This is a genomic window from Micromonospora sp. SL4-19, assembly GCF_047921475.1.
Classification (GTDB): domain Bacteria; phylum Actinomycetota; class Actinomycetes; order Mycobacteriales; family Micromonosporaceae; genus Micromonospora.
The window spans coordinates 74,092-97,236 of the sequence record NZ_JBLROB010000008.1 but is presented as its reverse complement, the minus strand read 5'-3'; the positions used below and the strand labels follow the sequence as shown (position 1 = coordinate 97,236).

The window sequence follows — 23,145 nt, the reverse complement described above, 5'->3', positions numbered from 1 at the left end:
TCAGATGAGCCGCAGCTCACGGGCCCGCCGGACCGCTTCGCGCCGGCGGGTCGCGTCGAGCTTGCGGTAGATGTTGCGGACGTGGGTCTTCACCGTGTTGACCGACAGGGACAGCTCGCTGGCGATCTCCACGTTGGACAGGATGCTCTGCAGATAGCGCAGGATCGTCAGTTCCCGTTCAGTGAGCGGCTCGTCCAGCGCCCGCTCCGGCCCGCGCGGCCGCTCGGCCGGCTCGTCCGCCCGCCGCTCGTCCGCCCCGCGTACCAGGTCGCTCACCGTCGTCCAGTGCGCCGTGCCGGAGTCCAGATGCGCGGCGAGCAGGTCGCGTACCCCCGGTTCGGCGCGGGTGAAGACCCGGCGGTGGCCCTCCGGCTCGGCCAGGTCGAGCACCTGCTCCAGGATCCGCCCGGCCCGCCGGTCGTCGCCACCGTCGCGGGCCAGGACCGCGTCGAGCAGGCCGGCGGCGAGCCGGACCGGCAGCGGCCAGGACTGCGCGTCGGGTGCCGCCCAGTCGGGGAGCGCCCGCCCGGCGGCCGGCGGATTCCCGGCCCGCAGCTCCACCCGGGCCAACGCCACCCCCAGCGCCGCCGCCCCGACGCCGGCGTCGCCGCCCCGCAGTGCGTCGGTGAGCAGGGCGCGAGCGTTGTCCACGTCACCGACGGCCGCCCGCAGCTGCGCCTCGGCGGCGGTCAGCCAGGCGGCCAGTTCCAGGCCCGGTGCCCCCTTCCGGGCCTCGGCCAGGGCCCGTAGGGCGTCCGCCGGTTGGCCGGCCGCGGCCAGCAGCTCGGCCCGGCAGAGCGCCGCCAGCGCCGCCGCCCCGGGCTCCACGATGGCCGGCCAGGCCAGGGCCAGGTTCGCCGCTGCCTCCGCCGACTCGTCCCGGTAGCACGCCACGATGGCCAGCGCGAGGTACGCGTACCCGCAGTCCAGCCGGGAGGACCAGGCCTGGCAGGCCGGCATCGCCAGCGCCTCCCGCGCGGTCCGTTCCGCCGCCCGTAGCCCGCCCAGGATCGCGGCCAGCAACGCCGACCGGCTGGCGCAGACCAGCTCCGTACGCGGCCGTCCCGCCCGCTGGGCAGCGGCGCGGCCCTCGGCGAACCGCTCCCCGGCGACGGAGAGCTCTCCCTCGGCCAGCGCCACCAGCCCGAGCGCGGTGCCGGCGACCGCCTGGGTGTCGGCGTCCTCCTCGACCCCGGCCCGCGGGTCGTCCCCCGGCCCGACGGCGGTCCGGGTGGCGAACAGCCGGTCAGCGGCGCGGTGCACCTCCGCGTGGTCCCCGGCGAGCCGGGCCAGGGTCAGCTCCAGCGCGGTGGCCAGCCGACGGAACCGGTCCCGGCGTGGGGCGGGTAGGGCGCGGGCCTGGTCGACGGCGCGGCGCAGGTGTCCGCGGGCCGCGTCGACGTCGCCCGCGTACGCCCGCTCGGCGGCGCAGGCCAGCGCCAGCTCCGGGTCCCGGTGGACCGCGTCGGCGGGCGGCTCGGGCGGCGGTGGGCCCGTGGGCTGGTCCAGGTCGTACGGCGCCAGCTCCGGCCACCGCGCGATCAGCAGCTCAGTAGCCCGGTTCCACTCGCCCCCGGCCAGCGCGTGCCGCAGCGCCTCGGCCGGCCGGTCGTGGCCCGCGTACCAGCCGGCGGCCCGCAGGTGCAGGTCGCGCAGTTCCTCGGCGGGCAGCCGGCCCAGTTCGTCGCGGAGCAGGTCGGCCAGCAGCGGATGGCACCGGTACCAGGGCGGGCTACCGCCGTCGTGCTCGAGGAAGCCGCCCTCCCGGGCCAGGTCGGCCAGCACCTGGCCGGCGTCGGCCCGTCCGGTCACCGCGTCGGCCAGGTCGGCGCAGACGGCAGCGGCGACGGCGCTGCGCCGCAGCACGTTCCGGGCGTCCGGGTCAAGCGGGGCGAGCACCTCGTCGCGCAGGTACGCGGCGACGTTCGGCTGGTCACCGCCGAACCGCTCGACCGCGCGGGCCGGGTCCGCCTGGGCGCGCAACGCCAACGCGGCGAAGCGCAGGCCGGCCGCCCAGCCGCCGGTCCGCTCCCGCAGCCGGGGCACCGCCGCGGCGGGCAGCGGCACCCCGTGCGCGACCAGCAGATCAGCCACCTCGTCGTCGGTGAACGCCAGCTCGTCCGGGCCGACCTCGGTCAGCTCCCCGGCGAGCCGCCACCGGTGCAGGGCCAGCGGCGGTTCGGTCCGCGCGCCGGCCACCAGCCGCAGCCGCCCCTCGGCGTGGCGGAGCAGGAACTCCAGCCCGGCCAGCGCGGCCGGATCGGTGATCCGGTGCAGGTCGTCCAGGACCAGCCGCACCGGGTGTTCCCGGGCGGCGAGCGCCGCCGCGACCAGTTCGAGCTGGTCGGGTCGGGGCGGGATGTCCGGCACCGGCGGCTGCGGCCCCTCGTCCGGTACGCCCTCCGTGGCGGTCCGCAGCGCCGCCGCCAGGTACGACCAGAACCGCTCCCCGGTGTCCCCCTCCTCCACCGCCACCCAGGCCGGCGGCGGCTCACCCCCGTCCGCGCGCGCCCAGGAGGCGAGCAGCGTGGTCTTGCCCCAACCGGCCGGCGCGGAGACCAACGTGACCGGCCCGGCCACGCCCTGGTCCAGCCGGGCCAGCAGCCGGGGCCGGACCAGCACCGGCTCGGGCAGGGCGGCCGGGGCCAGCCGGGACGCCAGCAGTGGGAGCGCCAGGGGCGTGCCGACCGATGACGCCGGCCCACCCGCGCCCGGCGCTGCCGACCCGTGCGGGCCCGTCGGCACGTCGGTCGGCGCCCCGGCGACCTCGACCCGGTCAGCCTCCTCCGGCATGCGGCCCTCCCCCGGTCGTGCCCGCTCCCCCGCTCGGTGCGGGCTGCGGTTACCCGGACCGGACCGGTTCACCCCTTCGGGGCGAACCCGCTTCACCCGGCGCGGTCGCACGCTGGAGGCTCGCGGGCGGCTGGCTGCGCGTGGCCGCCGCCCGCCCGAGCCGACGGGAGGGGCAGGTGGCACGGATGGGACGGCTGGCCGGCGGCGGGATCGCCCTCGCGGTGGCGACCGGGGTGAGCGCCGCGCGGGTGCTCGTGCGCCGCCGGGAGCGCTGGCCGCGCGCGACCGGAGCCGATCCCCGGCCCGGACGCTGGCAGGTGGTGACCGTGGCGGGCCGGCCCGAGGAGGTGCTGCCGGGCGGCCGGTGGCCGGAGCCGCTGCGGCGGCTCGACGGCGCGGTGGAGGTGGAGGCCGGACCGGCGCCCGGCGGGCGCGGCACCGAGCTGGCCGTCCGCCCGCGCGGCGGCGAGCCGGAGCTGCCCGGCCTGGCCGCCCACCTGGTCGGCGACGATCCCGGCCGGTTCCTGCGGCAGGTGTTGCGGGAGGCCAAGCAGCTGGCGGAGACCGGGGAGGTGCTCCGGGCGGACCGGTCCCGGCTGGACCGTCCGGGGGTGGCCGGATGAGGGCGCTGTGCTGGGAGGGCGCCGACACGCTGGCGGTACGCCAGGTCCCCGACCCGGAGCTGCGCAACGCCCAGGACATGATCGTCCGGGTCCGCCGGAGCGCCACCTGCGGGGCGGACCTGCCGTTGCTGGCCGGCCGGCTGCCGTACCTGGCCGCCGGGGACGTGCTCGGGCACGAGTTCCTCGGCGAGGTGGTCGAGATCGGGCCGGAGGTACGCCGGCACCGGGTCGCCGACCGGGTGGTGGTCTGCGCGGGGGTCGCCTGCGGGGCCTGCTGGTTCTGCCGTCAGGGCCTCTTCTCCTGCTGCGACAACGGCACCACCGGCGCGGCGGCCAGCGAGTCGGCGTGGGGCCAGCCCACCGGCGGCTGCTTCGGCCACCCCGCCCCGCTGGGGGGCTTCGCCGGCAGCCACGCCGAGTACGTGCGGGTGCCGTACGCCGACGTCGGCGCCTTCACCGTGCCGGAGGAGGTCAGCGACGACCGGGCGGTGTTCGCCTCGGACGCCGCGCCGACCGGCTGGATGGGCGCCGAGTTGGGCGAGGTCGCCCCGGGTGACGTGGTGGCGGTCTGGGGCGCGGGCGCGATCGGCCAGCTCACCGCCGGGGCCGCTCTGCTACGCGGCGCGGACCGGGTGATCGTCGTCGACGCCCACGACGACCGGTTACGGATGGCCGAACGGCACTTCGGCGCGGAACCGCTGAACTACCGGTACGTGGACGTCCCCGCCGAGTTGCGGGAGCGCACCGGCGGCCGGGGACCGGACGTGTGCGTGGAGGCGGTCGGCATGGCGGCCGAGCGGCCAGGCCTGCTGGCCGGCCGGCGCGGCGGCGACGCGGACCGGCCGCTGGCGCTGCGCGAGGCGGTGCACGCCTGCCGCAAGGGCGGCACGGTGGTGGTGCTCGGCACCTGGACCGGGTTCGTCGACGCGTTCCCGATGGGCGCGGTGATGCACAAGGGGCTGACCGTGCGTAGTGCCCGGCAGCACGGGCAGCGCTGGATCCCGATGCTGCTGGACCGGATGGCCCGCGATCAGCTACGGACCGAGCACCTGGCCACCCACCGGCTGCCGCTGGAGCAGGGCCCGGACGGCTACGCGCTGTTCCGCGACCGGGCCGACGGCTGCGTACGGGCGGTCTTCTCGCCGTGAACCACGCCCGCGCGGATGGCACACTCGGCGCATGCGCGACGACCGCCCGTACGACCTCGTCCTGCTCGGCGCCACCGGGTTCACCGGCGGCCTGACCGCGGAGTACCTGGCCCGGCACGCGCCGCACGGGCTGCGCTGGGCGCTGGCGGGGCGGAACCCGGGCAAACTGGCCGCGGTGCGGGAGCGGCTCGCCGGGATCGACCCGGCGCTGGCCGAGCTGCCGCTGCTGACCGCCGACGTCACCGACTCGGCGGCGCTGCGCGCCGTCGCGGAGCGCGCCCGGGTGGTGGCCACCACCGTCGGGCCGTACATCCACCATGGGGAGCCGGTGGTCGCGGCCTGTGCCGCCGCCGGCACCGACTATGTCGACATCACCGGTGAACCGGAGTTCGTCGACCTGATGTACGTGCGGCACCACGCGGAGGCGGCGCGTACCGGCGCGCGGCTGGTGCACGCCTGCGGCTTCGACTCGATCCCGCACGACCTGGGCGTCTGGTTCACGGTCAAGCAGCTCCCGTCGGCCGGGCCGGTCACCGTGGACGGTTACGTCCGGGCCGGCGGGCGGTTCTCCGCCGGCACGTACCACTCGGCGCTCACCGCGTTCTCCCGCACCGGGGAGACGAACCGCGCGGCGCAGGCCCGCAAGGCCGTCGAACCCCGGCCGGAGGGCCGCCGGGTCCGCGCCGTACCCGGGAAGATCGGCCGGGCGAGGGAGCTCGGCACCTGGGCGGTGCCGCTGCCCACCATCGACCCGCAGATCGTCCGCCGCTCGGCGGCGGCCCGCCCCGAGTACGGCCCGGACTTCCGCTACCGCCACTTCGCCGCGGTGAAGCGGCTGCCGACCATCCTGGCCGCCGGGGTGGGCCTGGCCGGCCTGGTCGGGCTGGTGAAGCTGCCGCCGACCCGGCGCTGGCTGCTCGGCCGGCTCTCCTCCGGGCAGGGGCCGAGCGCCGAGCAGCGGGCGAAGTCCTGGTTCCGGGTCCGGTTCGTCGGCACCGCCGGTGGCCGGCGCGTGCTCACCGAGGTGGCCGGCGGCGACCCCGGGTACGACGAGACCGCCAAGATGCTCGCCGAGTCGGCCCTCTGCCTGGCCTTCGACGATCTGCCGCCCACCGCCGGGCAGGTGACGACGGTGACCGCGATGGGCGATGCCCTGCTGGACCGGCTCACCCGTGCCGGCCTCACCTTCCGGGTGCTGGAGCGTGCGGCTTGACCCTCGACCGGGTTGAGGGCCCAGGATCCGGCGTCGTGGAGAGCGAACTGCGCAGCATCGGCGAGCTGGCGCGGGCCAGCGGCCTGACGGTGAGCGCGCTGCGGTTCTACGACCGCTCCGGCGTGCTCGTCCCGGCGCTGGTCGACCCGGCCACCGGCTACCGCTGGTACTCCGACGACCAGATCGCGCCGGCCCGGCTGGTGGCCGGGCTGCGCCGGGTCGGGATGCCGTTGGCCGGGATCGCCGAGGCGCTGGCGTACCGACACGAGCCGGCGCTGGTCCACCGGCTGCTGGACGCGCACCTGCGTCGGCTGGAGGACGGGCTCGCCGACGCCCGCCGTGAGCTCTCCCGGATCCGTACCCTGCTCGCTCCGGAGGAGATCACCATGATCGCTCGTCTCGTGCTGCGCCGCGCCGACCTGGCCGCCGCCGTCGATGCCGTCCGGTTCGCCGTCGGCACCGATCCGGAGCTGCCGGCGCTGGCCGGCGTGCTGCTGGAGGTCGAGCCGGACGGCGTACGGCTGGTCGCGACCGACCGGCACCGGCTGGCGGTGGCCCGCGTGGGCGGGAAGGTCGACGGCCCGGAGGTCCGCGCGCTGCTGCCGACGGACGCGATCGACGAGCTGCGCGCGCTGCTGGACACCGGCGAGGGGATCACCTCGGAGGCGCACCTGACCGTCGCCCCGTGCCGGGTCGAGGTCTCGGTCGCCGGCCGTACGGTGGCCGCCACCATGCCGCCGTACGACTTCCCGGACTACCGCCGGCTGCTGCACGGCCACGTCGCCGGCGCGCCCGCGTACCGGATCCCGGTGGACGTGATCCCGCTGCGCGCCGCGCTCGCCGCCCACGACGCACCGGTGCTGGTCCGCGACTACGCCGGGGTACCCGCCGAGGTGGCCGTGCTCCACCTGGACGACCGGGGCGGGCTGCGCCTGGTCGGGCCGGACGAGGCCGCGGCGGCGGACGCGGTGCGGGTCGGGGTGAACCGGGAGTACCTGCTGGAGGCCCTGGACGCGGGGGGCGGCGGCCAGCTCGTGCTGGAGCTGGACGGCCCGATCGCCCCGCTGGCCATCCGCCGGCCGGACGACACGGACGTGTTCTCCATCCTCATGCCGGTCCGGCTCTGACCTGTCCGCCACCAGAGGCACGAGCGCCGGTCACTCTCCGCGATCACCCACCCGCCGGCAGATCTCCCCGCACCCGCCTTTGCTCTGCAGCCATCGGCGCAGCAGGCACGCAGCGTTGCCGCTGCGTCCGTGGCTGCAGAGCAAAGGGGCGGGAGGGGTGCGTCCGGGCCGGGCCGGACCGGGCCGACGGGGCCGCGACGGTAGCATCTGGAGGTCCCACCTGACTGCCTGGACGGAGGCGTACGGAGCAGCATGCTCGACATGGACTTGATCCGGAAGGATCGCGAGGCGGTGGCGACCGCGCTGGCGAAGCGTCTGGATCCCGCCGAGGTCAACCGGGCGCTGGACGAGATCCAGCGACTCGACCAGGAGCGCCGCGCCCTGATCAGTGAGATCGACGCCGAGCGGCAGCGCCGCAAGGCGGAGGCGCGGGCGTACGCGCAGGCGAAGCGCTCCGGCGTCGCCCCGGAGCCGGTCGCTCCGGAGGCTGAGCGCAAGCAGCTCGCCGACCTGGAGTCCCAGCTGGACGAGGTGCAGTCCCGGCTGCGCACCGCCATGAGCGAGCTGCCCAACCTGCCCGCCGACGACGTCGTTCCCGGCGGCAAGGAGGCCAACCAGGTCGTCAGGACCTTCGGCGAGCCGCCGGTGATCGAGAAGGTCCGGGACCACGTCGAGCTGTCCCGCGCGCTGGGCCTGGTCGACCACGAGCGCGGTGTGAAGCTGGGCGGCTCCGGCTTCTGGATGTACACCGGCATGGGCGCCCGGCTGGAGTGGGCGCTCCTCAACTGGCTGATCGAGCAGGACATCCAGGCCGGGTACGAGTTCCTGCTGCCGCCGCACCTGCTGCTGGACAGCGCCGGCTTCGCCGCCGGTCAGTTCCCCAAGTTCTACGACGACGTCTACCACCTGGACCGGCAGTCCGCCCCGCGCGGCCAGTTCCTGCTGCCGACCGCGGAGACGGCGATCCTCGGGGCGTTCCAGGACGAGATCCTGGAGACCGCGAAGCTGCCGCTGAAGGCGTTCGCCTACACCCCGTGCTACCGGCGGGAGGCCGCCGGCTCGCACTCGGACGAGCGCGGCACGGTCCGCGGCCACCAGTTCAACAAGGTGGAGATCTTCCAGTTCACCCTGCCCGAGCAGGCGGACGCCGCGCTGGTGGAGATGGTCGCCCACGTGGAGCGCCTGGTCGAGGGGCTCGGCCTGCACTACCAGACCAGCCTGCTCGCGGCCGGCGACGCCAGCGCCTCGATGAAGAAGACCCTCGACATCGAGGTCTGGATGCCGAGCACCGGCAAGTACAAGGAGGTCTCGTCGGTTTCCTGGGCCGGCGACTACCAGGCCCGCCGGGCGGCCATCCGCTACCGGGAGCCGGGCGGCAAGCAGACCCGGTTCGTGCACACGCTCAACGGTTCGGCACTGGCCACCAGCCGGCTCTTCCCGGCCATCCTGGAGCAGTTCCAGCAGCCCGACGGCTCGGTGCTGGTGCCGGAGGTGCTCCGCGACAAGCTCGGCACCGACCGCCTCACCCCCGTCCACTGACCCGTCCGACATCGGCGGGGGTTGGGTAACCCGACCCCCGCCTCGTCGTGTCCACCGGCCTGCTTCGCGCCGGTTCAATCCCCGAGCAGCCAGCCGTTCTCCTCGGCGACGCGGACCGCGTCGGCCCGGTTGCGGGCCCCCGTCTTGCCGATCGCCGAGGAGAGGTGGTTGCGGACCGTCCCTTCGGAAAGGTGCAGGGTCGCCGCCAGGTCCGCCACCGTGCCGCCGGACCGGGCGGTCCGCAGCACCTCGGTCTCCCGCTCGGTCAGCGGGCTCGCCCCGGTGGCCAGGGTCTCCGCGGCCAGGCTCGGGTCGACCACCCGCAGTCCGGCGTGCACCCGGCGTACCGCGTCGGCGAGCTGCCGGGCCGGAGTGTCCTTGACGACGAAGCCTCCGGCACCCGCCTCCATCGCCCGGCGTAGGTAGCCGGGGCGACCGAAGGTGGTCACCACCAGCACCCGGCACCCGGGCACCGCCACCCGCAGCGCGGCGGCCGCGGCGATCCCGTCCAGGCCGGGCATCTCCACGTCCAGCAGGGCCACGTCGGGCCGGGTCCGCCGGGCCTCGGGGACCACCTCGTCCCCCCGGCCCACCTCGGCGACGACCGCCAGGTCCGGCTCCAGCGACAGCAGCGCGGCCAGCGCGCCGCGGACCAGCGCCTGGTCGTCGGCGAGCAGCAGCTTGATCGGCTCCGTCATCCGCGTGTCCTCCGTCCCCGGGGCCGGTCGGCCCGCTCCCCGGCACCCATCAGGACCCGGCCGGCAGGGCGACCCGCAGCAGGAAGCCGCGGCCGTCGGGCTGGCGGCCGACGGTGACCGTGGCGTCCAGCCGGCGCGCCCGCTCGCGCAGCCCGACCAGGCCGTGGCCCGCGCCGGACTCGCCGAGCGGCCCCCGGCCATTGTCGCGGACCTCCACGGCCGACCCGTTGACCCGGATCTCGCACCGCCGCGCGCCGCTGTGCCGGACCACGTTGGTCACCCCCTCACGCACCGTCCAGCCGAACAGCTCGTCCCGGTCCGCCGGGAGCTGCGGCACCGCCTCCGGCAGCTCGGCGGCGATGCCCGCGGCGGCCAGCGCCGAGCGGGCGCCGGCCAGCTCCGCCGCGAGGCGCACCCCCCGGTACGCCCCGACGGTGCCCCGCACGTCGGCGAGGGCCAGCCGGGCCAGCCGCTCCACGTCGGCGATCTCGGTGGCCGCCCGGGCCGGGTCCAGCTCCAGCAGCCGGCCGGCCAGCTCGGCCTTGACCGCCACCACGGTCAGCGAGTGGCCGAGGATGTCGTGCAGGTCCCGGGCGGTGCGGGCGCGTTCCTCGGCCACCGCGAGCCGGCGGATCTCCTGCTGGGCGGCCTGGAGCTCGGCGTTGCGCTGGGCCAGCCGGCTCACCCCGAACATGGCAAACGAGGCGAGCAGCACCGCGAAGACCACGGTGCCCTCGGCCTCCCAGCCGGGCACCAGGGCTGCGGTGACCGGCGGAGCCAGCGCGGCGAGGAAGACCACCACCACCGCCTCGCGCGTCGGCAGCAGGAACACCGCCGCCGCCGCGACGAAGACGAGCGTGGTGAGCCAGTCTCCGTCCGTGCCGGGAATACCGGCGAGCCCGAGGCCGAGCAGCAGCGCGAGGGCCGCCCAGGCCCGGCCGCGGGGGACGCCCAGATGCGCCTGCCGGCGGGTCCGCGCCCACTGGAAGATGCACACGTAGCAGACGCCGAAGGCGACCAGGGTGGACGCGCCCACCACCCGCCGCCAGAGTTCGGGCTGGTGCAGGGCGGTGAGCAGCGGGATGTTGAGGAAGAAGAGCCAGACCGCGGCAAGCAGCCAGCCGGTGACCCGCCAGTGGGTCCTCGGCTGGCTGCGCTCCGACGGCAGGTTCACGAGGAACACGCTAGCCTCCGCCGTCGCGGGTCAGACGCGGCTGGTGTCACGGCGGAACAGCCGGGCCGCGCCGAGGCCGAACACCGCCGTCCAGGCGACGAGGTTGCCCACCGAGGCCCAGTCCAGTCCGTCGCCGGTCAGCGGTGCCCGGGCGAGTTGGCCGACGCCGTACACCGGGGTGAACTTGGCGATCTCCTGGAAGGCGTGCGGCAGCATCTCCAGCGGCACGAAGAGCCCACCGAACATGGCCAGGATGGCCAGGATCGGGCCCATGAACTGCATGACGTTCTCGGCCGGGGCGAGGTAGCCGACAAAGAGCCCGAAGGCGGCGAAGACCAGCGACCCGATCCAGGCGGCCAGGCCGGCGAGCAGCCACACGTCGGCCGGCAGGCGTACGCCGGCGGCGGCGCCGACCGCGAACTCGACCAGCACGCCGACCAGCCCGAGCACCATCGCGGTGGCCACCTTCGTCGCCACGTACGCGGCCGGGCGCAGCGGAGTGAGCCGGAGCTGTCGACTCCAGCCCAGCGCCCGCTCGGTGGCGACCGCCGCTCCCGCGCTGGTGGTGGCGACCATGGCCGCGTACACGGCGAGGCTGATCATGATCCAGCCGGTGACCGGACGACCGTTGGGCAGCTCCTCGCCGCGCTGCGGCAGCCCGAACAGCAGGAAGAAGACCGCCGGCATGATCAACGTGAAGATCAGCGTGCGGCGGTTGCGCAGCACGCGGCGGATCTCGATGGCGAGCACGGCAATAGAGAAGCCGCCGAGGGCGGGTGGACGGCGGTCGACGGCGCGGTTCGGCGAGGTGGTGGCGGACGAGGCGGCGACGGTCATCTCAGGCTCCGATGGGCTGCGCGAGGTCGGCGGTCAGGCTGTCGGTGGTGAGGGCGAGGAAGGCGTCCTCGAGGTTGCGGGAGGTGATCTCGACGTCCCGGGCGGCGGTGCGGGTGAGCAGGTGCCGGGCGACCGAGTCCGAGTCGTCGGTCCGCACCAGCACCACGTCGCCGCGTACCTCGACCGTCTGTACGCCGGGCAGCGCGGCGAGGGCGGCCTGGTCGGCGCCCGGGAGGGTGGCTCGGACGATCCGGCCGGCGGCCAGGTTCTTGATCTCGGCGGTAGTGCCGTCGGCGATGATCCGGCCCTGCCGGACCAGCACGATCCGGTCCGCGTACGCGTCGGCCTCGTCCAGGTAGTGGGTGGCGAAGATGACGGTCCGGCCGGCCCGGGCGTCGGCCCGGATCGCCTGCCAGAAGTCCCGCCGCCCCTCGACGTCCATGCCGGTGGTGGGCTCGTCGAGCACCATCAGGTCCGGGTCCGGCAGCAGCGCCAGGGCGAAACGCAGCCGCTGCTGCTGGCCGCCGGAGCACTTGCCCACGGGGCGGTCGGCGAGGTCGGCGATCCCGGCCCGCTCCAGCACCTCGGCCACCGGTCGACTGTGCGCGTGGAAGTGCGCGGTCATGCGTACCGTCTCGGCGACGGTGAGGTCCTTGAGCAGGCCACCGGTCTGCATCACGGCGGCGACCCGGCCGAGCCGCACGGCCTCGGCCGGGTCGCCGCCGAAGAGCCGGACGGTGCCGGCGTCCGGGCGCGCCAGTCCGAGCAGCATGTCCACGGTGGTGGTCTTGCCGGCACCGTTGGGGCCGAGGAAGGCCACCACCTCGCCCGGCTGGATGCGGAGGCTGAGCCCGTCGACGGCGGTCACCGGGCCGAAGGTCTTGGTGAGTCCGGCCAACTCGACGGCCGGTGCGGTGTCGGTCATGACAACGATGTTCCGGGGACCGCCGCTCCGGTCCCCGGAGCGTGCGTCATCTTCCAGCCATGACATTTGTCAGGGGGCCGCTGGGCACCCACGAGCCGAACCGCCACGGTTGTTCGCGGAGTGACCGGGTAAGCGCGAGCTACGCATACCGCGACTTCGGGAGGTCAGGTCATGGGCGCACCGACGGGACGAGTCGACACGATCGTGCTGATCCACGGGCTCTGGATGACCTCGCGCAGCTGGGAGCACTGGGCCGACCGGTACGCGTCACGCGGCTTCAAGGTGCTCACACCGGCCTGGCCCGACATGGACGCCGAGGTCGAGGAGCTGCGGGCCGACCCCACCCCGATCGCCGGGCAGCGGATCGCCGACATCACCGAGCACTACGCCCGGATCATCCGGGACCAGCCCCGACCGCCCATCATCATGGGCCACTCGTTCGGCGGCCTGGTCACGCAGCTGCTGCTCGACCGGGGGTTCGGCGCCGCCGGGGTCGGCCTCCACCCCGCCCCGGTCAAGGGAGTGCTGCGGCTGCCGCTCAGCACGCTGCGTTCCGGGTTCTCCATCCTGCGCAGCCCGGCCAACCGGCACCGCGCGGTGCCGTTCACCGCCGAGGACTTCCGGTACGCGTTCGGCAACACGCTGAGCCCGCAGGAGTCCGACGCGGCCTGGGAGCGGTACGCCGTACCCGGCGCCGGCCACGTCCTGTTCGAGGCGGCGTTCGCCAACCTGGACCCGGACGCGGCCACCGAGGTCAACAAGAAGCGGGACGACCGCGCACCGCTGCTGCTGACGGCCGGGGGCGCCGACCACGTGGTGCCGCCGAGGGTGGTCTCCGCCAACGCCAGCCTCTACCGGGGCTCCACCGCGATCACCGGATACCGCTGCAACCCCCACCGCTCCCACTTCGTCGGCGGCGAGCCGGGCTGGGAGGAGGAGGCCGACTTCGCGCTGGAGTGGGCGGTCGAGGCGGCCAACCAGTTCTCGCCGACCGTCGTCAGCGAGGCCCCCGGTGGGCGGCGAGGGGCGACCCGGCCCCGGCGCTAGCCGACCCCTGAATCGTTTGCGCCATCAGCCCCACAGCGTGTCGCCGGATACGGGCGAGACCGGGCCTGGCGGCGCCTGCTGCGGCTGTCCAGCCAACCTCCACCACAGGAACTCCAGCGTCAGCGCCTCGATGAGGCGCGATGCCGACACGGCGCCGCCGATTGGCGTCGACCAGGCATGGGTGCGGCTTTGCGGGGTATCACCGAGCCATGAGGGCGAGCTTCCGACTTGGCCGGATCCTGGGCGTACCGGTCGGGGTGAACTGGAGCGTCCTGGTCATCTTCGCGCTGATCGCCTGGGCGCTGTCGGCCAGTCTGTTCCCACGCTCCTATCCCGGCCAATCAACTTTCGCGTACGTGGTGGCGGGCCTGGCTGCGGCCGTGGTGTTCTTCGGCGGCCTCCTCGCCCACGAGTTGGCCCACTCCGTCGTGGCCAAGCGCAACGGGATCGAGGTCGAGGACATCACGCTCTGGCTCTTCGGCGGGGTGTCCAAGCTGAAGGGCGAGGCGAAGGATCCGGCCGCCGAGCTGCGGATCGCCGGGGTCGGGCCGTTGGTGAGCCTGCTGATCGGGATCTTCTTCGGCGTGATCGCGGCGCTGATCGGCCTCGCCGGCGGGCGCGGCCTGCTGCTCGGCGCGCTGTCCTGGCTGGCCGGCATCAACGTCCTGCTGGCGATCTTCAACGTGCTGCCGGCCGCCCCGCTCGACGGCGGGCGGCTGCTGCGCGCGCTGGTGTGGCGGGCCACCGGCGACCGCACGAAGGCGGCTGTGGTGGCCGCGCGTGCCGGCTGGGGACTCGGCATCGTGCTGATCGCCGTCGGGATCTTTCAGTTCTTCCGGGGCGCCGGAGTGGGCGGGCTGTGGCTGGCCTTGATCGGCTGGTTCCTGATCGGGGCCGCCGGCGCGGAGGAGCGCCAGGCCCGGATGGGCACCGCGCTGCACGGGGTACGCGTCGCCGACGTGATGACCCCGCAACCGCAGACGGTCTCCGGGGAGATGACCGTCGCCGACTTCGTGGACCACTACCTGTTCGCGTACCGGCACACGGCGCTGCCGCTGGCCGAGGACGGACGTCCGGTCGGCCTGGTCACCCTCGACCGGGTACGCGGCATCCCGGCCGACCAGCGTGCCACCACCACGCTGGCCGAGGTGTCCTGCCGGGCCGACGACCTGGTGCTCGCCAAACCGGACGAGCAGCTCACCGACCTGCTGCCCCGGCTCAGCGAGTGCTCCGACGGCCGGGCGCTGGTGGTGACCGAGCAGCGGCTGGTCGGGATCGTCTCGCCCAGCGACATCAGCCGGGCGGTCCAGCGCGGCAACATGCGCGAGCAGATGGCCGCCGGGCGCCGCTAGTCGCGGGGGAAGTACCGGTCGAGCTCGTCGGTGCGGAACTTCCCGGCCGGGTCGAACTCGCCCAGCAGGATGCGGAAGTCCTCGTACCGGGGGTAGGTCGCGGCCGGATTGCGGGCGAAGAGCTTGCCCCAGTGCGGGCGTGGCGCGAAGGGTGCCAGCCGGTCCTCCACCTCGGCCAGCACCGGCGTCACCGCCGCCGGGTCGCCGATCCAGGTGAAGTGGATCGCCAAGCTGTCCCGGTCGTGGTTCGGGCTGAGCCACAGCCCGTCGGCGGCGACCGTACGCAGTTCGCAGACCTGGAGCACGGCGGCGATCCGCTCGGCGGCGGGGTCGAGCGCGGCGAGCGCCTCGACGGCCGCCGCGCGGGGCAGGTGCCACTCCGACTGGAGTTCGTCGCCGCTGCTGGGGGTGAAGCCGAGCCGGAAGTGCGGAAGCCGCTCGTGCCACGACCCGGGCTCGCCGAGCTGGGCGGTGCAGTTTTCCGCAGGCATCCCGGGGACCGGGTGGCACGAGGCGTCGGCGGCGACGGTGCCCAGCCAGTCCGCCGGGGGTGGCGGCTGGTCGGCCCGCTGCTTGAGCCACACCTGGTCGAGCCGCGACGATCGCCAGCCGGTGAAGACGGAGACGCTGTACGCGGCGCCGAGGGCGGCGTCGAGCGCGGCGCGGGGCAGGCCGAACCGGACGTACTGCCGCACGTCGAAGGTGGGCACCACGTCCAGGGTGACCCCTGTGACCACGCCCAACGCGCCGAGGCTGACCACCATCCCGGCGAACCGCGGATCGGTGCGGTGCACGGTGAGCAGGTCCCCGTCGGCGGTGACCAGCTCCAGGGCGGCGACGGCGGTGGCCAGGTTGCCGAGGGTCTGGCCGGACCCGTGGGTGGCGGTGGCGACCGCGCCGGCCACCGAGATGTGCGGCAGCGAGGCGAGGTTGGCCAGCGCGTAGCCCTGGGCGTGCAGCCAGGTGGCGACGTCGCCGTAGCGCAGGCCGGCGGCGACGGTGACCGTGCCACGGTCGCGGTCGAGCGCGACGGCGGGCGGCAGCCCGGCCACCGAGACCAGGTCGCCGATGGTGTCGCCGAGGCGGTTGAACGAGTGTCCGGTGCCCACCGCCCGGATCCGGTCGGCGCCGGCCACCAGCCGGCGCAGCTCGTCCATGTTGGACGGCTGGTGGTGCGTCCGGGCGGCGTACCTGATGTTGCGCGCCCAGTTGTGGCCGGTCACGGTCACGCGGTGGTCTCCCGGTCGATGGTGGGTTCCTCGGTGAGGGCGGCGCAGAGCGCGTCGAGCGCCCGGTCGACCTGACCGACGTCGTACCCGCGCAGCGCGGGCTCGATGCCGGCGGCCCGGGCCTGCTCGATCTCCGCGCGGGCCGCCCGCCGCTCGGCCGGGCCACCCGCGGCCAGCGCGTTTTCGGCGCGGACTATCAGTCTGTCCACCTGCCTTTTTTCATAGCCGCGCAGGCTGGTGGTGAACACGATCTCCATCCCCGCAGGCCAGCTGGCCGGCGGGGTACGCGCGTCGGTGAAGCGGCCACCGGAAAACCGGGTCAGCGCCGCCACCACCTCGTCCGGGCTCTCGCGTACCTGGGTGAGGTCGAGCAGTTCGACGGCGGGACGCCCGTCGCCCGGGTGCCGCACGGTGGTCGGCAGGCTCGGCGTCAGGTCGGCCCCGGGCACCCCGACCAGCTTGGCCGCGTCGTCGAGGGCGAGCGAGTCGAACTGCTCCCACCGGTACGTCCCCCGCAGGCCCGGGCGGCGCACCTTCAGCCCCTCCGGCCCGATCACGAAGCGGAACGGCCGCACCGCGCCGACCAGCGCCGCGCTGCCGATCACGACGATCCCCAGCGCGGCCAGCATGCGCAGCACCCAGCCCTCGCCGGCGACGAGCACCATCACCCCGCCCAGCACGCAGACGATGGCCAGCGGCAGCGTCCCCCGGCTGCGGTGCAGTTCCATCTCGTACCCCCGATCCGATGGCGTCGTCCGGGTGCATTTTCCGCCCTCGTGTCAAGCCACGGTTGGCCCGGCCGGGACGGGGAAGCCGGTGCCGATGAGCAGCTACCGCTACCCCGCCCCCGCGCCGAAGGGCGCGTCAGAGCTGCCGCATGACCTCGGCGGCCACCAGCTCGAGGTGGTCCAGGTCGGTCAGGTCGAGCACCTGGAGGTAGACCCGGCTGCTGCCGGTCCCTGCGTACCGGCCGAGCTTGTCGACGATCTCGGCGGGTGTGCCGGCGAGGCCGTTCTCGCGCAGCTCGGCGGGCTCCCGGCCGATCGCGGCCGCGCGCCGGGCCACCTCGGCCTCGTCGCGCCCGCAGCAGAGCACCAGGGCGTTGGACCAGACCATGGTGGAGACGTCCCGGCCGATCTCGGCGCACGCGTCCTGCACCCGCTGGAACTGGGCCGCCGTGTCCGCCAGCGAGGCGAAGGGCAGGTTGAACTCGTCGGCGTACCGGGCGGCGAGCCGGGGTGTCCGCTTCGGTCCCATGCCGCCGAGCAGGATCGGCGGGCGGGGCTGCTGCACCGGCTTGGGCAGTGCCGGCGAATCGCTGACCGGGTAGTACTTCCCGGGGAAGTCGAACGTGCTGCCGACCGGGGTCTCCCAGAGGCCGGTGATGACGGCGAGCTGCTCCTCCAGCCGGTCGAAGCGCTCCCCCAGCGGCGGGAACGGGATGCCGTACGCGGTGTGCTCCTCGCCGAACCAGCCGGTGCCGATGCCCAGCTCGACGCGGCCGCCGCTCATCTGGTCGACCTGGGCCACGGTGATCGCGAGCGGGCCGGGAAGCCGGAAGGTGGCCGCGGTCATCAGGGTGCCGAGTCGGATCCGGGTGGTGTCCCGGGCCAGGCCGGCGAGGGTGGTCCAGGCGTCGGTCGGTCCCGGCTCGCCGCTCACCGAGCCCATCTTGAGGTAGTGGTCGGAGCGGAAGAACGCGCCGAAGCCCGTCTCCTCCGCGCAGCGCGCCACGGCGAGCAGTTGGTCGTAGCTGGCGCCCTGCTGGGGTTCGGTGAAGATCCGCAGTTCCATGTCCCGAGCATAGGAAGCGGCCGGGGCCGCAGTGCCGCACCTGGTGCGGAGTCACCTTCTTCCCTTCCTTGACAGGCATATGAGTGAAGAGGCATATTAGGAGCGTGTCCGTTGACGCCTTCGCCGTCCTGGCCGAGCCCACCCGACGCCGCATCCTCGACCGGCTGCGCCGGGCCGAGAGCAGCGTCGGCGACCTCGTGGACGCGCTGGGGATGAGCCAACCGGCCGTCTCCAAGCACCTGCGGGTGCTCCGCGAGGCCGGTTTCGTCACCTGCCGCACGGCAGCTCAGCAGCGGATCTACCGGCTCGACGTGGGCCCGCTGCGGGCCGTGGACGACTGGCTCGGGCCGTACCGGCGGATGTGGACGCACCACCTCGACGCCCTGGAGCGCCATCTCGACAGTCAGGAGTGACCATGGACCGCGACAGCTTCCGGCCCGGCCCGCTCGCCGAGGTCGCCCGCGTACCGGCCGGCGACCGGTGGGACCTGGTGTTCGTCCGGGACCTGCGGCACCCACCGGAAAAGGTGTGGGCCGCCCTGACCGAGCCGGACCAGCTCGCCCAGTGGGCACCCTTCCTCACCAGCCGCGACCTCGGCACGACCGGCGACGCCACGCTCAGCACCCTCGACGGCGACCGGCACTTCGACGCGCCGGCGACCGTGCTCCGCGCCGAGCGGCCCACGCTGCTCGAATACACCTGGGGCGACGACCTGCTGCGCTGGGAGCTGGCCCCGGCGGACTCCGGCACCCGGCTGACCCTGCGGCACCGGATCGACAAGGCCGACGTCGCCGCGATGACGGCCGCCGGCTGGCACCTCTGCCTCGACGTGGCCGACCACCTGCTCGACGGCGACCCGGTCGGCCCGATCCGCGGCGCCGACGCGTTGAACTTCGGCTGGGCGGAACTGCGCACCGCGTACGCCGAGCGGCTGGACTCCTGAACCGGACGGGCGCGGGGGTGCGGTCGCCGCCCACCCACGCGCCCGTCCGCGCTCACCCCGCCGGGGCCGGGACGTCCGGCAGGGTGATCGCGACGGCGGCCTTGCGGATCGGCTCGGTCACCCTGCTGATCATCCGCTCCCGGCCGGGCATGCGCGGCATGAGCCGCAGCATCAACGTCTGGAACCGGATCTGCGCGGCCGAACCGAGCACCATGCCCTTGAGGTTGCGCTCGGCGAGCTGCTGGTTGGCCGCCACGAACGGGCGCATCCGCCGCTCGTACGCGGCGAACCCGGCGGCCGGATCGCCACCGGCCTCGGCCAGCGACGCGGCCAGCACGTACGCCCCGACCAGGCTCAGGCTGGTGCCCTGTCCGGATGCCGGCGAGGCCCCGTACCCGGCGTCGCCGACCAGCCCGATCCGCCCGGTCGACCAGCGGTCCATCCGCACCTGGCTCATCGCGTCGAAGTAGAAGTCCGGCGCGTCCGCCATCGCGATGAGCAGCTCCGGCACCCGCCAGCCGGCCCCGGCGAACGCCTGGGCCAGCGCCGCCCGCTGCGCGGCGACGTCCCGGTGGTCCGGCTCCTCGGCCGGCGACGGGAAGAGGAAGAGCGCCCGGGCGTCGGGCGCGCCGGCGGTCCGGTAGACACCGACGGTCCGCCCTGGGGCGGGATGCATCAGCTCGACGGCATCCTCGCCGTACTCCGCCGGCACCGTGAAGATCGCGATGTGGTGCCCGAGCGGGTGCAGGTGGTCCGAGCTGGGCCCGAAGGCCAGCCGCCGGACCGTCGAGTGCAATCCGTCGGCGCCGATCACCAGGTCGAAGCGGCGGTTCGGTCCCCGTTCGAAGGCGACCTCCACTCCGTCGGCGGACTGGTTCAGCGCGGCGATCGAGTCGCCGTAGATGTGCTCCACGTCGTCGGTGGCGTCGTTCAGGATGCGGGCCAGGTCGCCGCGCATGATCTCGACGTCGTCGCCCTCCCGGCCGCCGAAGAGCGCGGCGTCCATGGTGGCCAACTGCGCCCCACCGGCGTCCACGAAGCGGGCCAGTCGCATCCCGGTGTCGTGTCGGGTCACCTGCTCGCGCAGGCCCATCCGCTCGATCACGGTCAGGGCCGCACCTCGAATGTCCACCTTGTAGCCCCCGCCACGGGCGGCCGGGGCCCGCTCGACGACGGTCGGACGGAAGCCGTGGCGGCGCAGCCACCAGGCGAGGGCAGGGCCGGCGACGCCGGCGCCGGAGATCAGCACATCGGTCATGCCACTGACAGTACAAGTGTGTGAGACGTTTGTACAAGACGTCTGTGCGAGGAATCCGCTACGCTGTTCGCATGGGAAATCGCGAGGATCTGCTCGCCGGGGCCAAGCGCTGCCTGATGGAGAAGGGCTACTCCGGCACCAAGGCCCGGGACGTCGCCGCCGCCGCCGGCACCAGCCTGGCCGCCATCGGCTACCACTTCCGGACCACGAAGGCCCTTCTCAACGAGGCCCTCATCGAGGCGATGGCGGAGTGGGGCGAAGAGCTGGGACGCGCCCTCGCCGACGACGCCGGCCCGGACGCCACGCCGGAGGAGCGGTTCGAGGCGGCCTGGGAACGGATCATCGAGTCCTTCGCCCGGCTACGGCCGCTCTGGGCCATCCAGTTCGAGTTGATCTCGCAGATGGATCGCGTGCCCGAGCTACGGGAGGCGTTCGCGGCCGCCAACCGTCAGGCCCGGCTCGGCCTCACCGAGGTCTTCCACCGGCTCGACCCGGCCGTCGACGAACCGACCGCGCTCAGGCTCGGCGCCTTCCACCAGGCGCTGCTCGGTGGCCTGGCGTCCCAGTGGCTGGTCGACCCGCAGGCGGCCCTGTCGGCGAAGGACCTGACCCGGGCGCTGCGGACGATCACCGACGAGTTCCACGCCGGTCAGGGCTGACCGAGACCAGCCTCCCGCGCCCGCACGATGGCCTGGCCACGGTCGGCCACCTGGAGCTTGGCGAGCACGTTCGACAGGTGGTTGCGGACGGTCTTCGGGCTCAGCGTCAGCCGGCGGGCGATGACCACGTTGCTCAACCCCTGGGCGACCAGGTCCAGCACCTCGCGTTCCCGATCGGTCAGCTCGGGGAACGGCGCCGACCCGGCGGCCCGCGACCCGGTCAGGTAGCTCACCGCCCGGCTCGCGATCACCGGGCCGAGCAGCACCTCGCCGTTGGCGACCGCCCGCACGGCCCGCTCCACCTCGGCCGGGGCCGCACCCTTGAGCAGGTAGCCGCGGGCTCCGGCACGCAGCGCCGCGAAGACCCAGTCGTCGTCGTCCAGCATGGTCATTACCAGCACCCCGATGCCCGGGTGCCGGGCGACGATCTCCCGGGTCGCCGCCACCCCGGACCGGCCGCCCAGGTGCAGGTCCATGATGATCACGTCCGGGCGGTGCTGGTCGGCGACCCGCAGCGCCGCGTCCGCGTCGGCGGCCTCGCCGACCACCTCCAGCCCGACCGTCGAGGCGAGCAGGGCGGTCATGCCGAGCCGGAACACCGGGTGGTCGTCCACCACCGCCACCCGGATCGTCTCCGTCGTCACGGCCCCACCATCGCCGGCCGTACCGCCGCCGCACCGGCGCCGTCCGCCGTCGGCCCGCATCCGGGCTCGGCCACGGCCACCGCCTCGTCGTACGCCGACAGTCGCTCGGCCGGCAACCGGACGGTGACGGCGGTGCCGCCGCCCTCCCCCGGCGCGACGACGCAGACCCCGCCGATCCCCTCGGCCCGTTCCCGCATGGAGCGCATCCCGATCCCGGCCGGCACGTCAGGTGCCACGCCTCGCCCCCCGTCCTCGACCCGGACGGTGAGCCCGGTGTCGTCCCGGTCGACCCGCACCCGGCAGCTCGCCGCACCCGCGTGCCGGTGCACGTTGCGGACCGCCTCGGAGACGATGCCGTAGATCGCGGTCGCCACCGGCTCGGGCAGCGCCAGCGGCGCGGCCACCACCCGGACGTCCAGCCCGGACCCCTCGTACCGCTGGGCCAACTCGTGCAGCGCCGGGGCGAGACCCCGCTCGCCGAGCACCGGCGGCATCAGCCCGCGGGCCAGGTCGCGGACGTGTTCCACCCGCTGGTCGGTCTCGTCGCGCAACCGGTCCAGCAACCGGCCGGCCGCCTCGGGATCCACAGTGAGCAGGTTACGGGCCGCCTGGAGACCCAGCGCCACCCCGGCCAGCGCCGGTCCGAGCCCGTCGTGCAGGTCACGCCGTAGCTTGCGCCGCTCCTCCTCGCGCGCCTCGGCCAGCCGGGCCCGCGAACCCGCCAGGGCGCGGCTCGTCGCGGCCAGGCTGGCCGCCGAGGCGACCACCGGCACCAGGTCGAGCAGCGCCGCCCGGGTACGCCCGTCCAGCCGCTCCCCGGCCCGGGCCCAGGCGACCAGCCGGCCGAACTCGGTCCCGCCCCGGCTCAACGGCAGCACCAGCGGCGCGCCGACCGGCCCGGCGGAGGCGCCGTGCGCGGCGTACGGCTCCGGACCGTCCACCTCGATCGCGCACGCGCCGAGGCGGAGCAGGTCGGTCAGGCTCTGCGCCACCCCGGTCAGCACGTCGGCCGGATCCGCGGAGGCGCTGATCCGGTGCCCGACGCCGCGTACCACCCCGAGCGGCTCCACGGCCTCGCCGTGGATCAGCCGGTCGACCCCGCGCTGCACCCGCGCCCGGGCCGGCTGCGCGCCCGCCGCCACCAGTGCGGTGACCAGCACCCCGGGCACGGCGGGAGTCGACGGCAGCAGGGCGTCCAGCACGCTCACCCCGACCACGTACGCGGCGACCAGCAGGAAGGTGAGCAGGAACCAGACCAGGGTCCGGCGGACCGCGATCTCGATCCCCCACAGCCGCTGCCGGAGCACCACGGCCAGCACCGCCGCCGGGAAGAACGCCTGGGAGGCGAGCATGGCGATCGGGGCGAGCCGGTCCGGGACATGCCGGGCCCAGTCGGCCGGGAAGCCCAGCGGGGCGAAGCTGACCGCGAGCAGCACGGTGCCGACCGCCAACCAGCCCAACCCGATCCGCTCGGCGGGCGGCCTGGTCCGCCAGCGGCGAACCACGCCGGCGGCGGCGAGCAGCCCGAGCAGCGGCACCGCCCGGAACAACAGGAGATCCCCCGTGTCCACGACGTCCGCCCAGCCGGGCACGTCGATCGGCAGCGGCGCGCCGAACGGCTGGCCGGGCCAGGTCAGGTGGAACAGCTCGATCCCGGCGGTCACCAGGGCGCCGGCGGCCACGGCGACCCGGGCCGGGACGGCCATCCGCCCCTCCCGGACCAGCCAGGGCACCACCACGATGAGCGAGAGCATCCCCGGCACCCAGGCCCAGTTCCGGGCGGAGGTGAGCAGCACCGGAGCGGGCAGCCCGGGCCGCACCGCGAGCAGGTCAACGTACTGCGCGCCCAGCGCGGAGAGCCCGCCGCCCACCCCGGTCGCGGCGAGCAGCCAGGCCACCGGATGGCCGCGCCGCAGCAGCACCAGCCAGGCGACGGTGCCGTAGACCGCGCAGTCGGTGAAGTCGACCAGGAAGTAGAGCTGGGACAGGCCCCACGGCCGCTGGGCGAGGACCCAGCAGATCGTCGTACCGGTGAACAGGAGTGCGCAGGCGACGGCGACCAGCCAGGCAGCGACCGGACGGCGACGGTCGCCGCCCGGTGACACCACCACGGTCCTCTCGGCAAGCATGGCTTGATCCTGG

The 23,145-nt window shown here is 74.8% G+C and carries 21 protein-coding genes; 10 read left to right on the top strand and 11 right to left on the bottom strand.

The annotated features are described in order from the left end of the window. The gene (locus ACNAVT_RS13675; RefSeq protein ID WP_416296181.1) at positions 1-2,793 is read right to left on the bottom strand and encodes a LuxR C-terminal-related transcriptional regulator; all 2,793 of its coding nucleotides are present in this window, start codon (positions 2,791-2,793) and stop codon (positions 1-3) included. A gap of 185 nt (positions 2,794-2,978) precedes the next feature. Here ACNAVT_RS13675 and ACNAVT_RS13670 point away from each other — a divergent pair, with 185 nt between their 5' ends. The 5 genes from ACNAVT_RS13670 (at position 2,979) to serS (ending at position 8,443) form a co-directional block, all read left to right on the top strand. Next, on the top strand, positions 2,979-3,416 hold the full coding sequence (locus tag ACNAVT_RS13670; protein WP_416296458.1) for a hypothetical protein: 438 nt from the start codon (positions 2,979-2,981) through the stop codon (positions 3,414-3,416). Then, a complete protein-coding gene (locus ACNAVT_RS13665) occupies positions 3,413-4,564 on the top strand; it encodes a zinc-dependent alcohol dehydrogenase (RefSeq protein ID WP_416296179.1) in 1,152 nt (383 codons plus the stop codon). Before ACNAVT_RS13670 ends, ACNAVT_RS13665 begins: the two co-directional genes overlap by 4 nt. 31 nt (positions 4,565-4,595) lie before the next feature. Further along, a complete protein-coding gene (locus tag ACNAVT_RS13660) occupies positions 4,596-5,777 on the top strand; it encodes a saccharopine dehydrogenase family protein (protein ID WP_416296177.1) in 1,182 nt (393 codons plus the stop codon). A 47-nt stretch (positions 5,778-5,824) separates the two neighbouring features. After that, positions 5,825-6,904: a MerR family transcriptional regulator gene (locus ACNAVT_RS13655; protein ID WP_416296457.1), complete on the top strand. Its 1,080-nt coding sequence runs from the start codon at positions 5,825-5,827 to the stop codon at positions 6,902-6,904. Between the two features lie 252 nt (positions 6,905-7,156). Continuing rightward, positions 7,157-8,443 (top strand): serine--tRNA ligase, encoded by a 1,287-nt coding sequence (gene serS / locus ACNAVT_RS13650; RefSeq protein ID WP_416296175.1) that lies wholly within the window; start codon positions 7,157-7,159, stop codon positions 8,441-8,443. A gap of 74 nt (positions 8,444-8,517) precedes the next feature. Here the strand turns inward: serS and ACNAVT_RS13645 are convergent, their stop codons facing one another. Genes ACNAVT_RS13645 through ACNAVT_RS13630 form a run of 4 tightly spaced genes read right to left on the bottom strand, consistent with a single transcriptional unit; the run spans position 8,518 to position 12,077 of the window. Continuing rightward, positions 8,518-9,141, bottom strand: coding sequence for a response regulator (locus ACNAVT_RS13645; RefSeq protein WP_416296173.1), 624 nt, complete (start codon positions 9,139-9,141; stop codon positions 8,518-8,520). Positions 9,142-9,190: 49 nt separating this feature from the next. After that, positions 9,191-10,315 (bottom strand): sensor histidine kinase, encoded by a 1,125-nt coding sequence (locus ACNAVT_RS13640; RefSeq protein WP_416296171.1) that lies wholly within the window; start codon positions 10,313-10,315, stop codon positions 9,191-9,193. A 30-nt stretch (positions 10,316-10,345) separates the two neighbouring features. Beyond that, on the bottom strand, positions 10,346-11,152 hold the full coding sequence (locus tag ACNAVT_RS13635; protein ID WP_416296169.1) for an ABC transporter permease: 807 nt from the start codon (positions 11,150-11,152) through the stop codon (positions 10,346-10,348). A 1-nt stretch (position 11,153) separates the two neighbouring features. Beyond that, the gene (locus tag ACNAVT_RS13630) at positions 11,154-12,077 is read right to left on the bottom strand and encodes an ABC transporter ATP-binding protein (protein WP_416296167.1); all 924 of its coding nucleotides are present in this window, start codon (positions 12,075-12,077) and stop codon (positions 11,154-11,156) included. 171 nt (positions 12,078-12,248) lie between these two features. On the opposite strand from ACNAVT_RS13630, the gene ACNAVT_RS13625 reads away from it, so the two are divergent. Both ACNAVT_RS13625 and ACNAVT_RS13620 read left to right on the top strand, forming a co-directional pair. After that, complete coding sequence (locus ACNAVT_RS13625) at positions 12,249-13,124, top strand: alpha/beta hydrolase (protein ID WP_416296165.1); 876 nt, start codon at positions 12,249-12,251, stop codon at positions 13,122-13,124. 209 nt (positions 13,125-13,333) lie between these two features. Beyond that, on the top strand, positions 13,334-14,476 hold the full coding sequence (locus tag ACNAVT_RS13620; RefSeq protein ID WP_416296164.1) for a site-2 protease family protein: 1,143 nt from the start codon (positions 13,334-13,336) through the stop codon (positions 14,474-14,476). Here the strand turns inward: ACNAVT_RS13620 and ACNAVT_RS13615 are convergent. The 3 genes from ACNAVT_RS13615 to ACNAVT_RS13605 all read right to left on the bottom strand — a co-directional run bounded on the left by ACNAVT_RS13615 (position 14,473) and on the right by ACNAVT_RS13605 (position 17,499). Next, positions 14,473-15,699 carry an FAD-binding protein gene (locus tag ACNAVT_RS13615; protein ID WP_416296455.1) on the bottom strand — a complete coding sequence of 409 codons (1,227 nt, stop codon included), beginning with the start codon at positions 15,697-15,699 and terminating at the stop codon, positions 14,473-14,475. The two genes, ACNAVT_RS13620 and ACNAVT_RS13615, sit on opposite strands and share 4 nt — an antisense overlap. Before the next feature lie 2 nt (positions 15,700-15,701). Then, positions 15,702-16,433 (bottom strand): hypothetical protein, encoded by a 732-nt coding sequence (locus ACNAVT_RS13610; RefSeq protein ID WP_416296162.1) that lies wholly within the window; start codon positions 16,431-16,433, stop codon positions 15,702-15,704. Between the two features lie 136 nt (positions 16,434-16,569). Continuing rightward, on the bottom strand, positions 16,570-17,499 hold the full coding sequence (locus tag ACNAVT_RS13605; protein ID WP_416296160.1) for an LLM class F420-dependent oxidoreductase: 930 nt from the start codon (positions 17,497-17,499) through the stop codon (positions 16,570-16,572). 104 nt (positions 17,500-17,603) lie between these two features. Between ACNAVT_RS13605 and ACNAVT_RS13600 the strand changes: the two genes are divergently transcribed. Together ACNAVT_RS13600 and ACNAVT_RS13595 are read left to right on the top strand one after the other, a co-directional pair. Next, the gene (locus ACNAVT_RS13600; RefSeq protein ID WP_416296158.1) at positions 17,604-17,912 is read left to right on the top strand and encodes an ArsR/SmtB family transcription factor; all 309 of its coding nucleotides are present in this window, start codon (positions 17,604-17,606) and stop codon (positions 17,910-17,912) included. 2 nt (positions 17,913-17,914) lie between these two features. Continuing rightward, a complete protein-coding gene (locus tag ACNAVT_RS13595; RefSeq protein ID WP_416296156.1) occupies positions 17,915-18,442 on the top strand; it encodes an SRPBCC family protein in 528 nt (175 codons plus the stop codon). A 52-nt stretch (positions 18,443-18,494) separates the two neighbouring features. On the opposite strand, the gene ACNAVT_RS13590 is transcribed toward ACNAVT_RS13595, so the two are convergent. Continuing rightward, the gene (locus ACNAVT_RS13590) at positions 18,495-19,700 is read right to left on the bottom strand and encodes an FAD-dependent monooxygenase (protein WP_416296154.1); all 1,206 of its coding nucleotides are present in this window, start codon (positions 19,698-19,700) and stop codon (positions 18,495-18,497) included. Positions 19,701-19,771: 71 nt separating this feature from the next. Between ACNAVT_RS13590 and ACNAVT_RS13585 the strand changes: the two genes are divergently transcribed. Next, complete coding sequence (locus ACNAVT_RS13585) at positions 19,772-20,359, top strand: TetR/AcrR family transcriptional regulator (protein WP_416296152.1); 588 nt, start codon at positions 19,772-19,774, stop codon at positions 20,357-20,359. On the opposite strand, the gene ACNAVT_RS13580 is transcribed toward ACNAVT_RS13585, so the two are convergent. Beyond that, positions 20,350-21,003 carry a response regulator gene (locus ACNAVT_RS13580; RefSeq protein ID WP_416296150.1) on the bottom strand — a complete coding sequence of 218 codons (654 nt, stop codon included), beginning with the start codon at positions 21,001-21,003 and terminating at the stop codon, positions 20,350-20,352. The two genes, ACNAVT_RS13585 and ACNAVT_RS13580, sit on opposite strands and share 10 nt — an antisense overlap. Continuing rightward, positions 21,000-23,132, bottom strand: coding sequence for a sensor histidine kinase (locus ACNAVT_RS13575; RefSeq protein WP_416296148.1), 2,133 nt, complete (start codon positions 23,130-23,132; stop codon positions 21,000-21,002). The genes ACNAVT_RS13580 and ACNAVT_RS13575 overlap by 4 nt, the downstream gene beginning before the upstream one ends. Between the last annotated feature and the right edge of the window lie 13 nt (positions 23,133-23,145).